This window comes from Pseudomarimonas salicorniae, from assembly GCF_023156535.1.
Classification (GTDB): Bacteria; Pseudomonadota; Gammaproteobacteria; order Xanthomonadales; family Xanthomonadaceae; genus Pseudomarimonas; species Pseudomarimonas salicorniae.
Genome location: NZ_JALNMH010000003.1, coordinates 281,954 through 295,658, shown reverse-complemented (window position 1 = coordinate 295,658; position 13,705 = coordinate 281,954). Strand labels below are relative to the sequence as shown.

General features: G+C 69.1%; 12 protein-coding genes. 2 read left to right on the top strand and 10 right to left on the bottom strand.

What is annotated here, in order from left to right:
• Window positions 1–164 precede the first annotated feature (164 nt).
• Together M0G41_RS05575 and M0G41_RS05570 are read left to right on the top strand one after the other, a co-directional pair.
• Window positions 165–647: an FKBP-type peptidyl-prolyl cis-trans isomerase gene (locus M0G41_RS05575; protein WP_248206259.1), complete on the top strand. Its 483-nt coding sequence runs from the start codon at window positions 165–167 to the stop codon at window positions 645–647.
• A 19-nt stretch (window positions 648–666) separates the two neighbouring features.
• Window positions 667–1,281 (top strand): hypothetical protein, encoded by a 615-nt coding sequence (locus tag M0G41_RS05570; protein ID WP_248206255.1) that lies wholly within the window; start codon window positions 667–669, stop codon window positions 1,279–1,281.
• A 526-nt stretch (window positions 1,282–1,807) separates the two neighbouring features.
• Here M0G41_RS05570 and M0G41_RS05565 read toward each other — a convergent pair.
• The 10 genes from M0G41_RS05565 to M0G41_RS05520 all read right to left on the bottom strand — a co-directional run bounded on the left by M0G41_RS05565 (window position 1,808) and on the right by M0G41_RS05520 (window position 13,652).
• Entirely contained in the window at window positions 1,808–2,266 is a 459-nt protein-coding gene (locus M0G41_RS05565; RefSeq protein ID WP_248206345.1) for a DUF456 domain-containing protein, read from the bottom strand.
• 124 nt (window positions 2,267–2,390) lie between these two features.
• The gene (gene efpL / locus M0G41_RS05560) at window positions 2,391–2,954 is read right to left on the bottom strand and encodes an elongation factor P-like protein EfpL (RefSeq protein ID WP_248206254.1); all 564 of its coding nucleotides are present in this window, start codon (window positions 2,952–2,954) and stop codon (window positions 2,391–2,393) included.
• 146 nt (window positions 2,955–3,100) lie between these two features.
• A complete protein-coding gene (locus tag M0G41_RS05555) occupies window positions 3,101–3,868 on the bottom strand; it encodes an SDR family NAD(P)-dependent oxidoreductase (RefSeq protein WP_248206252.1) in 768 nt (255 codons plus the stop codon).
• Between the two features lie 64 nt (window positions 3,869–3,932).
• Complete coding sequence (locus M0G41_RS05550) at window positions 3,933–6,449, bottom strand: sensor domain-containing protein (RefSeq protein WP_248206250.1); 2,517 nt, start codon at window positions 6,447–6,449, stop codon at window positions 3,933–3,935.
• Between the two features lie 55 nt (window positions 6,450–6,504).
• The gene (locus M0G41_RS05545) at window positions 6,505–7,419 is read right to left on the bottom strand and encodes a hydroxymethylglutaryl-CoA lyase (protein ID WP_248206247.1); all 915 of its coding nucleotides are present in this window, start codon (window positions 7,417–7,419) and stop codon (window positions 6,505–6,507) included.
• Window positions 7,416–9,431 (bottom strand): acetyl/propionyl/methylcrotonyl-CoA carboxylase subunit alpha, encoded by a 2,016-nt coding sequence (locus tag M0G41_RS05540; protein ID WP_248206246.1) that lies wholly within the window; start codon window positions 9,429–9,431, stop codon window positions 7,416–7,418. The genes M0G41_RS05545 and M0G41_RS05540 overlap by 4 nt, the downstream gene beginning before the upstream one ends.
• A 7-nt stretch (window positions 9,432–9,438) precedes the next feature.
• Window positions 9,439–10,227: an enoyl-CoA hydratase/isomerase family protein gene (locus M0G41_RS05535; RefSeq protein WP_248206241.1), complete on the bottom strand. Its 789-nt coding sequence runs from the start codon at window positions 10,225–10,227 to the stop codon at window positions 9,439–9,441.
• Between the two features lie 40 nt (window positions 10,228–10,267).
• Window positions 10,268–11,875 (bottom strand): carboxyl transferase domain-containing protein, encoded by a 1,608-nt coding sequence (locus tag M0G41_RS05530; RefSeq protein WP_248206239.1) that lies wholly within the window; start codon window positions 11,873–11,875, stop codon window positions 10,268–10,270.
• A 56-nt stretch (window positions 11,876–11,931) separates the two neighbouring features.
• Window positions 11,932–12,444, bottom strand: coding sequence for a hypothetical protein (locus tag M0G41_RS05525; protein ID WP_248206237.1), 513 nt, complete (start codon window positions 12,442–12,444; stop codon window positions 11,932–11,934).
• A 20-nt stretch (window positions 12,445–12,464) separates the two neighbouring features.
• Window positions 12,465–13,652, bottom strand: coding sequence for a thiolase family protein (locus tag M0G41_RS05520; RefSeq protein WP_248206235.1), 1,188 nt, complete (start codon window positions 13,650–13,652; stop codon window positions 12,465–12,467).
• Window positions 13,653–13,705: the final 53 nt, after the last annotated feature.

Here is a 13,705-nt window from a genome sequence, read left to right as displayed (position 1 = left end):
CCCGTGCTGGGCCGGGGCGGGGCCGCCGGCCGGAAAAAAGACCCGGAATTCTAGCAGAGCCCGGGCATCCAGTCCGATTCCGCTGTTTGCCAGAGCCCCGTGGATGCACTACGGTGGTCGGTCATCCGCCGCGGGCGGAACCGTTTCGATATCGAGGGCACCCCATGCAGATCGCCGAGAATACCGCTGTTTCCTTCCACTACACGCTGACCAACGACGCCGGCGAGGTCATCGACACCTCCAGCGGTCGCGAGCCGCTGGCCTACCTGCATGGTTCCGGCACCATCGTTCCCGGCCTCGAGAACGCCATGGCTGGTCGCAAGCCCGGCGAGCGCTTCGAGGTCAAGGTCGAGCCGTCCGAGGGGTATGGGGAGCGCCACGAGGGCATGATCCAGGCCGTGCCGCGCTCGGCCTTCCAGGGCGTCGACAGCATCGAGGTCGGCATGCAGTTCCAGGCCCGCGGCCCGCAGGGCGTGATGTCGGTGACCGTGACCGAGGTCAGCGATGACCAGGTGACCGTCGATGGCAACCATCCGCTGGCCGGCCAGAACCTGAACTTCGCCATCGAGGTGGTCGAGGTGCGCGAGGCCAGCGAGGAGGAGATCGCTCACGGCCATATCCACGGTCCGGGCGGCCACCAGCACTGATCCCTTTCCTGCGGCGGCAATGGCCCGATTCGTCTTCCGCCGCGACCACGAGGCCAGCCGGCACTTCTTCGAGGTGCCGGAGGTCGCACGGCCGGATGGCGCGACCACCCAGTGGCTCTGCTTCCGCTTCCGCAGCGAGGGCATGCAGGCCGCTTCGCCTGCCTCGCATTTCGCCGTTGTCCTGCGCGCCGAACTGGGGCGCGACGCCGAGGGCGTACCGCGGACCATCTCGGGCCGTGGCCTGACCTGGGGCGACACCTCGCAGGCCCTGCGACCGGCCAGCTTCCCCGGCGCCCCCGGGGACCGCTTCGGCGGCGCCCGCGGTGCCCAGATCGAGAGCTTCTGGCCCGGCGGAAACTTCCTGTTTCGCGAGGCGCGGCTGCTCGACGAGGGACTGCGGGACGAGGTCGACTACCGCGTCCACCTGCACGTCCGCGACGATGGCTGGTGCGGATTCTGGTTGGCCGATGACCGTGGTCAGCCGCTGCCCGGGCAGTCAGCCAGCGTGCGGGACCATCCGGGACACCCGGTGATCGCCGGCCGAAGCGGCGTAGTCATCGCCCTCGGGCGCGGCGCCGAAACCGGCGCCGACTGGGAGGCCCAATTCGAGGACCTGGCCTGGGGCTGGTTCTGAGCCGGCCCGGGCCGTGCAGGCCTGGGGGCATTCGGCGGACGCGAACAACGGGCGCGAAGCGGACATTCATAGGGTACGGCTCGCCGCACCGGGCATACCGTCCGAATGCCCGTATCGGTGCGCCAAGGCACACCCTATGGGGCTTCGCCGACGCCCAACGAAGCCCGACTGTGGGAGCGCCCTTGGGCGCGACTGCGGAAATTCGCTGTGGCCTCGGTCTGTGGTGAATCCGTAGCGCAGCGGTCGCGCCCGAGGGCGCTCCCACAATTTGACTGCGGCAAGGTCTACTTGGCGGCGCAGACCGGACCTTGCATCGCCGTTGAATGTAGGAGCCAGCTTGCTGGCGATAGGCGCCCCCGGACGGGAGGATCGCCAGCAAGCTGGCTCCTACGTTCGGGTTTTGCGGAAGGTCTGCATCGCGCCCGAAGGGAGCGCTCGCTGTGGGTCGGGGTGGTAGTTGCTGCGCGAAGGCGCCAGCTCCGGGCTGGAAGGGTGTCCGGTCGGACTCGTTCGCGCCCGCAGGCGATCAGATCAGCATCGCGGCCGCGAACAGGCCGAGCATCATGAAGGCGCAGGCGATCTTCACCGCAGTGCCGACCAGCATCCCGATCCAGGTGGCGACACCGACCCGGGCCGCGCGGCGGGCGATGCCCGGCTCGCGGTGGCGGGCGATCCACTCTCCGGTGATCGCGCCGAGCAGGGGCATGAAGATCAGTCCGATGAGGCCGGTGAACAGGCCGAGCACGGTGCCGACCCCGGCGCCGACCAGCGCCAGCCAGTGGGCGTCCAGGCGCTTTGCACCCAGCACCCCCGCGACGAGGTCGACGAGCAGGGCGAACAGCATCAGCGCGGTGCATACGGCGAGCACGCCCCAGCCGACGTGGGTGAAACCATCGGCCCATGCACCGACCAGCAGGCCAGCCCAGACCAGGGCGACGCCGGGCAGGGCCGGCAGGACGATGCCGGCGATGCCCAGCAGCACCATCAAGCCGGCAAGGATCCACAGCGCGATGTCCACCTATCCTCCTTGGGCAACACGACAGCTGCCTATCGTGACGCCCCGAGCGGCTGGCAGTGACCCGGACGGACGTGCCCGGGCCAGCGCGCGTTCAGGCCCGGCCGGAGAACTCGCCGCTGAGGGTGCTGACCAGGATCTTCTCGCCGACCGTGATGTATTCGGGCACCTGGATCTCGATGCCGGTGTTCAGGGTGGCCGGCTTCGGCCGCTTGGTCGCGGTGGCGCCCTTCATCTCGGGCGCGGTGTCGACCACTTCGAGGGTCACCGTCGGCGGCAGCTGCAGGGCGACCGGCTGGTCGTCGATCACCGCCACGAAGCAGCCTTCCAGACCCTCGGTGATGTAGCCCGCGGCCTCGCCGACCACATCGGCGTCGAGCTGGTACGGCGTGTAGTCCTCGCTGTCCATGAACACGAAGGCCTCGCCTTCCTTGTAGGAAAAGGTCGAGGCGCGGCGGACGAGGTCGACTTCCTTCAGGTCGTCATCGGCGCGCAGCGAGAGGTCCAGCTTCTGCCCGCCGGGGATGCTGTACAGCGTAAAGCGGAAGGTCACGTTGCCACCGCGCGCGGTCGGCGCGCTGCGCTCGATATCGCGCACCTGGTAGATGCCGTTGATGTGTTCGATGACGTTGCCGCGTTTGACTTCGGAGGCTTTCATGTAAGAGCCGTGATTGGTGATTGGTGATTGGTGATTGGTTGAGGAGGAAGCGAGTCGTTCTCGCCGGGGCGAAGCTCAAGGTGAAACGATACGATGGCGATCACGTGCTTCTTCGAATCACGAATCACGAATCACGAATCACAGTCTCACTTCGGCGCCAGCCGCACGGCGCCGTCGACGCGGATCACGCTGCCGTTGAGGTAGCGGTTGCCGAGGATGAAGGCGACGGTGTCGGCGAATTCCTCGCCGCGGCCGAGGCGCGAGGGGTAGGGGACCTGGGCGCAGAGCGAGTCGTAGACCGCCTGCGGCATGCCGTCGACCATCGGGGTGTGGAACACGCCGGGGGCAACGGTCATCACGCGCACGCCGATGCGGGCGAACTCGCGGGCCATCGGCAGGGTCATGCCGACCACGCCGCCCTTGGAGGCCGAGTAGGCGGCCTGGCCGATCTGGCCTTCGTAGGCAGCGATCGAGGCGGTGTGGATCACCACGCCGCGCTCGCCGTCCTCGCCGGGCTCATTGCCCTGCATCTGCGCGGCGGCGGCCTTGGCCACGTTGAAGCTGCCGACCAGGTTGATGCGCACGGTGGTCTCGAACTGGGACAGCGCCATCGGGCCTTCCTTGCCCAGCACGCGTCCGGCGCCGAGCACGCCGGCGCAGTTGATGGCGACATTCAGGCCGCCCATGGCCTCTGCCGCCGCGGCGACGGCTGCGCTGACCGCGGCCTCGTCGGTGACGTCGACGCGCGCGAAGCGCGCCTTGGCACCGAGCGCACGGGCTGCGGCCTCGCCCTTCTCCTGGTTGACGTCGAACAGGCTGATCGCGGCGCCCGCCTTGGCCAGATGCTGGGCGACCGCGTGCCCGAGTCCGGACGCGCCGCCGGTGATGATCGCCTTGACCTGATCGAGCTTCATGGCCCTGTCCTCCTGGAAAAGCCCGGAAGTCTACCGCAAGGCTGGTGGACTTCCGCGCTGCCGATCAGGCCGTCTCGCCGGGCGGGCGATAGGCGGCCAGCTCGCTGGCCGGCAGCGGCCGCGCGAACAGATAGCCCTGGGCCAGGTCGGCGCCGTGCTCGAGCAGGAAGCGACGCTGGGCATCGTGCTCGACGCCTTCGCCGACCACGGTCAGCCCGAGGCTGTGGGCGATCTGGATGATCGAGCGGCAGATCACCGCATCGGTCGCGCTGGCCGGTACCTCGCGCATGAAATGGTGGCCGATCTTGAGGGCGTCGATGGGCAGGCGCTTGAGATAGCCCAGCGAGCTGTATCCCTCGCCGAAGTCGTCGATGCTGATCGCCACGCCTTGCGACTTCAGATGCTGCAGGGTGTCTACCACGTCGCCGTCGTCCTCGAGCAGCACCCGCTCGGTGATCTCCAGCTCCAGGCTGTCGCCGTCAAGGCCGTAGCGGCGCAGGGCGCCGAGCACATGCTGCTCGAAGTCCTCATTGAGGAACTGCCGGTAGCTGACGTTGACCGCGACCCGACGCAGGGAGAGGCCCTGCGCGCGCCATGCGGTCAGCTGACGGCAGGCCTCGTCGATCACCCAGGCGCCGATGCGCACGATGTCGCCGGTGGTTTCTGCAACCGGGATGAACAGATCCGGACGCATCGGTCCCAGCAGCCGGTTGTTCCAGCGTAGCAGCGCCTCGACCTGCAACAGCGAACCGTCCGCAAGATCTACCTGCGGCTGGTACACAAGGTGGAATTCGTCCTGTTCCAGCGCGCGGCGCAGCTGGGTTTCCAGTACCAGGCGATCGGACAGCTGCTGGGCCAGCGCCGGGTTGAAGGCCTGCCAGGTGTCGCGGCCGCGGCGCTTGGCCTCGGCCATCGCGGCGTCGGCGTTCTGCATCAGCTGCTGAACGGTGGCGCCATCCCCGGGAAAACGGGCGATGCCGATCGAGGCGGTGATCGAGAATTCCTCCCCTTCGTGCAGGAAGGGGGCGTGGAAGGCCTGATTGATCTGCCCGGCCAGGGCCTCCGCGGCAGGCAGTCCACCGGTCGACAGCACCAGCATGAACTCGTCACCCTCGAGCCGACCGACCGTGACCGACTCGTCGACCAGCTTCGCTAGGCGCACGCCCGCGGCGCGCACCAGGGCATTGCCGTTCTCGTGGCCGAGCAGGTCGTTGACGACCTTGAAGCGGTCCAGATCGACATGCAGGATGGCGGGACCGTTTTCCATGCGGGCCTGGTGCAGGGCGTTGCCCAGACGCTCGACCAGGGCCTCGCGGTTGGCAAGGCCGGTCAGGGGGTCGCTGAGCCCCTGGCGGCGCAGGGTGTCCTCGAGCAGCTTGTCCTTGGTGATGTCCTGCAGCGTCCCGCTGACCTCGAAGACGCTGCCGTCGCGCAGCTGCGCTTCGCCGATGATCCGCGCCCAGCGGTGGCTGCCGCGGCGCGACAGCGTTCGGCATTCGATGTCGAAGGCGACACCGTCGCGGCGCGCCTCGGCCAGCGCCAGGCCCAGCGTCTCGCGCTCCGCCTCGGCGATATGGGCGAGCAGACGGTCCTGGTCGACCGGCTCCGACTCGTGCACGCCCAGCATCTTGTAAAGCGGAAGCGACCAGAACATCTCGCCGCTGCGCGGATCCAGCGCCCAGCTGCCGATCCGGGCCAGCTGCTGGGTGCGCAGGAACAGCTCGCTGTCCCGGACCAGGACGGTGATGTCATCGAAGGTTGAGATGACCTGGAACGGCTCGCCGCCCGGATCGCGGGCAATCGGCGTGGAGGTGACGCTGAGCCAGCTGCGCCACTGGGCCTCAGGGTCGAACACGCCGACCACGGTGTTCTCGATGGTGCGTCCCTCGCGCAAAGCCCGCCAGGCAGGAAGCTCCTCCTGCGCCAGCGGTTCTCCCTGTTGGGAGAGGAAGCGCCAGGTTCCGCCGGCCAGGTCGCCGCGGAGCAATTCCTCCTCGCTCCGCCGCAACATCCGGCAGGCCGCCGGATTGACCGAGTTGATGCGGCCCTCGGCATCCTGCACCACCACACCCTTGTCCATCGCCCTCAGCAGGTCGCGGTAGCGGGTCTCGCTCTCGCGTCGCTGGGCCTCCTCCTCCCGTCGCCGCGTGATGTCGCGCGCCACCGCCAGCACATGCGGCGCGCCGTGGAGCAGGAAGACCCGCGAATGCACCTCGACCGGGAACCGGCTGCCGTCGGCGCGGACATTGTCGGTGACATGGACGAACGGCTCGCCGTCGTCGTGGTCGAAGATGACCTGCTGGATCCGATCGGGTGGGATGTCGGGGCTGAGCTCGTAGATACGCATGCCGACCAGCTCCTCCCGGCTCCGCCCGAAGCCCTCGCAGGCGGCGAGGTTGACCTCGCGGATGCTACCGTCGCTGGCCAGTACGCTGACCGCGTCAGGCACGGCGTCGATCAGGGTGGCAAGGCTGGAACGTGCCTCGACCAGGGCGTCACGCAGGCGTTCGACCTCGGCGGCCGCATCCATCTCGGGAGACGGCGCGGTGTTGCCGGCGAGGTCCGGGGCGGGGCGGGTCATGCGGCCAGTCTAGCGGCTAAAACGGCGCCCGTTGCAAGGGCCCGACGTGCTGCGCTCAGCAAGCCCGGGGCGAGGCGTCGAAGGAGCCGGCGCGGCCTACCCGGGAGCCCACCTCGCGATCAAGGCGGCCGCTGATCCAGCGGGCGGTCTCGATCAGCGCGGACAGGTCTACGCCGCTGTCGAGGCCACAGCCTTCCAGCATGTAGACCACGTCCTCTGTGGCCACATTGCCGCTGGCGCCGGGCGCGTAAGGACAACCGCCGAGTCCACCGACCGAGGCGTCGACTACGCGCACGCCGGCTTCGAGGCAGGCGTAGAGATTGGCCAGGGCCTGGCCGCGGGTATCGTGGAAGTGCGCGGCCAGCGCCTGCATCGGCACCTCGGCGGCGACCGCCTCAAGCATCTGCCGGGCCTGGCGCGGGGTGCCGGCGCCGATGGTGTCGCCGAGCGAGATCTCATAGCAGCCCATGGCGTGCAGGGCGGCGGCGACGCGGACCACCTCGGCCACCGGTACTTCGCCCTGGTAGGGGCAGCCGAGCACGGTGGAGACATAGCCACGGACGGCGACGCCGTCAGCGCGGGCCTGCTCCATCACCGGACGGAAGCGCTCCAGGCTCTCGGCGATACCGGCATTGATGTTCTTGCGGCTGAAGGCTTCGGAGGCGGCGGCGAAGATGGCGATCTCCTCAGCGCCGCACTCCCGGGCGCGCCGATAGCCGGCCTCGTTGGGTACCAGCACCGGATAGCGCACGCCCTCGCGCTGGCGGATGCCGCGGAACACCTCCTCGGCATCGGCCAGCTGCGGCACCCACTTGGGACTGACGAAGCTGGTCGCTTCGACGCAGGGCAGGCCGCAGTCGGCCAGCCGTTCGATCAGCTCGATCTTGATGGTGGCGGGGACGCGGCCGGGCTCGTTCTGCAGGCCGTCGCGCGGCCCCACCTCGACGATGCGAACGCGCTCGTCGCTCACGACCGCGCCTCGAGTTTCACCAGAAGCGCGTCGGCCTCGACGATCTCGCCGTTGCGCGCCTCGAGCTGGGCCACGGTGCCGGCCAGCGGGGCACGAAGGGTGAGTTCCATCTTCATCGCCTCCATGACCAGCAGGGGTTGTTCGGCCTCGACCTCGGCACCCAGCTCGACCAGCACCTGGACGATGCGCCCGGGCATCGGCGCGCGCAGGCTGTCCTGGGCGCCGACGGCTGCGGCCTCGAAGCCGAAAGGTGCCGGAGTACCGATGACGTAGCGGCGGCCCTCGAAGTGGATGATCAGATCATCGCCACCGATCCGCGCCGGCAGCCGGTGCATCCGCCCGTCCAGTTCGAAGGAGAGCGTCTGCGCCGTTCGCGCGGTCGGCCGCACGACATGGCGAGCGCCGGCGTGAGAAAAATCGAAGGCCTCGGCATGCCCGGAGATGGCGAGCTCGTAGCGCTCCTGGCGCCAGCTGAGGCTCATCGGCTGGCTGCCGGCCTGGCCGATCCGCCAGCCGTCCGCCAGGGCCCACGGTGAGTTCGGGTCGGGGCCGCCCGCAGCCTGGGCGGCGGCAAGGTCCCGCTCCTGGTCGAGACGCAGCGCGGCGGCAGCGGCGAGCACCGCGATTGGCGGCTGCTCCGGGCGGGTCAGGAACTCGTCGAGGTGGCGGTCGAGGTAGCCGGTGTCGATGCGCGCCTCGCGCACCGCCGGATGGTCGATCAGTCTCTCCAGGAAGCCGATGTTGCTGGCCGTACCCACCACGTGGCAGGCGGCAAGGGCACGCTGCATGGCCGCCAGTGCGGCCGGGCGATCGGCGGCGTGGACGATCAGCTTGGCGATCATCGGATCGTAGAAGACCGTCACCGCGTCGCCCTCGTCGACGCCGGCATCGATACGCACGCCGTCTTCGGCCGCGGGCAGCTCGAGGCGGTGCAGGGTGCCCGAGCCGGGCATGAAGCCGCGATCCGCGTCCTCGGCGTACAGACGCAGCTCCAGCGCATGGCCGCTCGGGCGGATCTCCTCCTGGGACAGCGGCAGCGGCTGCCCGGAAGCCACACGCAGCTGCCATTCGACCAGGTCCTGCCCGGTGACGCACTCGGTGACCGGATGCTCGACCTGCAGGCGGGTGTTGATCTCCATGAAATAGAACTGGCCGTCCGCACCGAGAATGAACTCGACGGTGCCGGCGTTGATGTAGTCGACCGCGCGGCCGGCGGCGACGGCCGCAGCACCCATCCTCTCGCGCAGCGCCGCGTCCAGCGCCAGCGAGGGGGTCTCCTCCAGCACCTTCTGGTAGCGGCGCTGCGCCGAGCACTCGCGTTCGTTCAGGTGCAGCAGGCCACCGTGCTGGTCGCCGAAGATCTGGAACTCGATGTGGCGCGGCTGCTCGATGTAGCGCTCGAGCAGTACCCGGTCGCGGCCGAAGGCATTGGCGGCCTCGCGCTGGCAGGAGGCCAGCGCCGCCTCGAACTCGGCGTCCTCGCGCACGACGCGCATGCCCTTTCCGCCGCCGCCGTGGGCGGCCTTGATCATCAGCGGGTAGCCGATTCGACCGGCCTCACGGCGCAGCAAGGCCGGGTCCTGGTCGGCGCCGGTATAGCCGGGCACAACCGGAACGCCATGTTCGGCCATCAGTTCCTTGGCGCCGGCCTTGGAGCCGAGCTTGCGCATCGAGGCGGCGCGGGGGCCGATGAAGACGATGCCTGCGGCCTCCACCGCCTCGGCGAACTCGGCGTTCTCGGAAAGAAACCCGTAGCCCGGATGGATGGCGGCAGCGCCGCTGCGCCGGGCGGCGTCGAGGACGGCCTCGATGCGCAGGTAGCTGTCGGCCGGCCGCGAGCCGCCGATATGCCAGGCCTCGTCGGCCAGCCTGACGTGCCGGGCGCGGGCATCGGCGTCCGAGTAGACCGCGATGCTGCGGATGCCAAGCCGGCGGCAGGTGCGGATGATGCGACAGGCAATCTCGCCGCGGTTGGCGATCAGGACGCTGGAGACAAGGGCAGGGGTATCCATGTTGGCCTCAGTCGCGCGCCCAGCGCGGCTTGCGCTTGTCGAAGAAGGCCTGAAGCCCCTCCTGGCCTTCCTCGCCGACGCGCAGGGTGGCGATCAGGTCGGCGTTGGTTTCGTCCAGCTCGCGACGAAGCTTGGGCTCGGGATGGGCGATCCGCGCTACAAGGCGTTTCGCTTCCATCACCGCTCGCGGGCCGGCCTCGCGCAGGCGGGCGACGATCTCCTGCACCGCGCCATCGAGCTGGGCATCGGCGACCACCTGGTGCACCAGGCCCATCTTCTCGGCGGTGGTGGCGTCGAAGGTCTCGGCGGTAAGAAACCAGCGCCGCGCCTGGCGCGCGCCGATAGCGTCGATGACATAGGGCGAGATCACCGCCGGTACGAGGCCGAGGCGGGTCTCGGTCAGTCCGAAGCGGGCCGACTCGGCGGCGATGGCGATATCACAGCAGGCGACGAGGCCGACGCCGCCGCCAAAGGCCGCGCCATTGACCCGGGCGATGGTCGGCTTGTCGAGGCCGTTCAGTACGCGCATCAGCTTGGCCAGCTGGCGGGCGTCCTTGCGGTTTTCCTTCTCGCTGGCCTCGGCCATGCGCCGCATCCAGCCAAGATCGGCGCCGGCCGAGAACGACTTGCCCTCGCCGGTGAGGACCACCGCGCGGACGCGGTCGTCTTCCTGCAGCTCGCGCAGGCGTTCGGTCAGCTCGGCAATCAGGGCGTCGTCGAATGCGTTGTGGACCTTGGCCCGATTCAGGGTGAGGGTGCTGACGCCGTCGGCGTGGTGGAGGGCGATGGCAGACACGGAAAGTCCTTGTTGAGCGGGGCGGGCGCTGGGCGCCGGCTTACATGCGGAAGACGCCGAAGCGGGCGGGTTCGATCGGGGCGTTGAGCGAGGCGGATAGGCCCAGTCCCAGCACCCGCCGGGTGTCGGCTGGATCGATGATTCCGTCGTCCCAGAGCCGGGCGCTGGCGTAGTAGGGGCTGCCCTGGCGCTCGTATTGCTCGCGGATCGGCGCCTTGAATGTCTCCTCGTCCTCGCTGCTCCACTGCTTGCCCTGGGCCTCGATGCCGTCACGACGCACCGTCGCCAGGACGCTGGCCGCCTGTTCGCCGCCCATCACCGAGATCCGCGCGTTGGGCCACATCCAAAGGAAGCGGGCGCCATAGGCCCGGCCGCACATGGCGTAGTTGCCGGCACCGAACGAGCCGCCGATGACCACGGTGAACTTCGGCACCGAGGAGCAGGCCACGGCGGTGACCATCTTTGCTCCATCGCGGGCGATGCCGGCGTTCTCGTACTTGCGGCCGACCATGAAGCCGGTGATGTTCTGCAGGAACACCAGCGGTATCCCGCGCTGGTTGCACAGCTCGATGAAGTGCGCGCCCTTCAGCGCGCTTTCCGAGAACAGGATGCCGTTGTTGGCGATGATGCCGACCGGATAGCCGTGCAGGTGGGCAAAGCCGGTGACCAGGGTCTTGCCGTAGCGGGCCTTGAACTCCTGCAGCTCGCTACCGTCGACGATGCGCGCGATCACCTCGCGGATGTCGAACGGGCGGCGGGTGTCCTTCGGCACCACGCCGTACAGCTCCTCGGTGGGATGGGCCGGCTCGCGCGGCGGCTGCACGGCCAGCGGCATCGGCTTGACCCGGTTGAACTGGCGGACCACGTCGCGGGCGATGGCCAGGGCGTGGCGGTCGTTCTCGGCGAAATGATCGGCCACGCCCGAGGTCGTGGTGTGCACCTCGGCGCCGCCGAGGGTCTCGGCGTCGACCACCTCGCCTGTGGCCGCCTTAACCAGTGGCGGCCCGCCGAGGAAGATCGTGCCCTGTTCCTTGACGATGATGCTCTCGTCGCACATCGCCGGCACGTAGGCGCCACCGGCGGTGCAGGAGCCCATGACCACGGCGAGCTGGGGGATGTTCTCCGCCGACAGGCGCGCCTGGTTGAAGAAGATCCGGCCGAAATGCTCCTTGTCCGGGAAAACCTCGTCCTGCAGCGGCAGGAAGGCGCCGCCGGAGTCGACCAGGTAGACGCAGGGAAGACGGTTCTCGCGGGCGATCTCCTGCGCGCGCAGGTGCTTCTTCACCGTCATCGGGAAATAGGTGCCGCCCTTCACGGTGGCATCGTTGGCCACCACCATCACCTCCATCCCGTGGACCCGGCCGATGCCGGCGACCAGGCCGGCGCCGGGCGCCGCGCCGTCGTACATCTCTTCGGCCGCCAGTGGCGAGATCTCGAGGAACGGCGAGCCCGGGTCGAGCAGGGCGGTGATGCGGTCGCGCGGCAGCAGCTTGCCGCGTTCGGTGTGCTTGTTACGCGCGCGCTCCCCACCGCCCTCGGCGGCGCGGGCCAGGCGCTGGCGAAGCTCCTCCACCAGGTCCAGCAGATGCTGGCGGTTCTCCTGGAACTCGCTGCTGCGGGGGTCTATCCGGGAAACGATGCGCGGCATGCCTTGCGTCCATGGCAAAGCCACGGGAGGGCGAGCCCTCCCGCAGCGGCGGAGGGTCAGTCTTCCTTGGCGGCTTCCTTGACCTCTTGCATTTCCTTCTCGGCCGCAGCCTTGGCTTCGGCAGCCATCGCCTTGGCCTCTTCGCTCATTTCCTTGGCGGCGGCTTCGGCGTCCTGGGCCATGTCCTTGGCGGCGTCGGCGACATCGGCGGCCGCCTCGCTGGTGGCGGCAGCGGCCTCATCGGCCATCTGCTTGCCTTCTTCCATGGCGTCGCTGGTAGCGGCAGCGGCGGCCTGGCCGGCTTCCTTGGCCGCATCCGCAGCGTGGCCGCCGGCTTCCTTGGCAGCCTCAGCGGCTTCCTTGGCGGATTCCTTGGCCTTCTCGGCAGCAGGCTGCGGCTGGCAAGCAGCCAGAGTGATCAGGGATACGGCCCCCAGAGCCAGAAGCAGATGACGTTTCATGACGTTTCCTCGCATAGCTGGTGTGCGCAGTGATCTGGAAGTCCGGGCCCGCCTGCGCTGCCGGCCCGGACCGTTGCTGTGCCGCGAACGCGTCGCGTCGTGGCACATGCTCGTCTTGAACCCGTGGTTCAGTCCAGTTCGATGGCGATCGCGGTCGCTTCCCCGCCGCCGATGCACAGCGCCGCGACGCCGCGCTTCTTGCCGGCGCGCTTGAGCGCGTGGATCAGGGTGACGATGAGGCGGGCGCCGGTGGCACCGATCGGATGTCCGAGGGCGCAGGCGCCGCCGTGTACGTTGAGTTTCTCGTGCGGGATGCCCAGCGCCTTGACCGGGGCCATGGCCACGCAGGCGAAGGCCTCGTTCACCTCGAACAGGTCTACGTCACCGACGCTCCAGCCGACCTTCTTCAGCAGCTTCTCGATGGCCGAGACCGGCGCCGTGGTGAACCACTCGGGCTCCTGCGAATGCGTGGCATGGCCAAGGATCCGCGCCAGCGGCGTGATGCCGCGCTTGCCGGCCTCGCCGGCGCTCATCAGGACCAGCGCGGCGGCGCCGTCGGAAATGCTGGAGGAGCTGGCGGCGGTGATCGTGCCGTCCTTCTTGAACGCCGGCTTGAGCGAGGGGATCTTGTCCACCATGCACTTGCCCGGCTGCTCGTCGCTGTCGACGATCACGTCGCCCTTGCGGCCGCTGACCGTCACTGGAGCGATCTCGTCCTTGAAGGTGCCAGCGGCCACTGCGGCCTGAGCACGGCGGACGCTCTCGGCGGCGAAGGCGTCCTGCTCCTCGCGGGTCATCGAGTACTTGTCGGCGCACATCTCGCCGAAGACGCCCATCGCCTGGCCCTGGTAGGGGTCGGTCAGGCCATCCCAGGCCATGTGGTCGAGCATCTGCGCGCTGCCGTAGCGGATGCCGGTGCGCGAGCCGTTCAGCAGGTGCGGGGCATTGGTCATGCTCTCCATACCGCCTGCGACCACGATGCTGGCCGAGCCGGCACGGATCAGGTCGGCGCCGAACATGGTCGCCTTCATGCCCGAGCCGCAGACCTTGTTGATCGTGGTGCAGCCGCTGGCCACCGGGATCCCTGCGGCGATCGAGGCCTGGCGCGCCGGCGCCTGGCCCAGGCCGGCCGGCAGAACGCAGCCCATGATCACCTCGGAGACGTCGGCGGCGGCGACGCCTGCCTGCTCCAGCGCCGCCTTGATCGCGGTGGCGCCGAGGGTCGGTGTCGGCACGCCCGTGAACTGGCCCATGAAGGACCCGATGGCGGTGCGCTTGGCGCCCACGATGACGATGGAATCGGAAGACTGGCTCATCGGAAACACTCCATTGCAATTCGACTGGCGCGCCGCGGAAAGGAGGGCGCAAA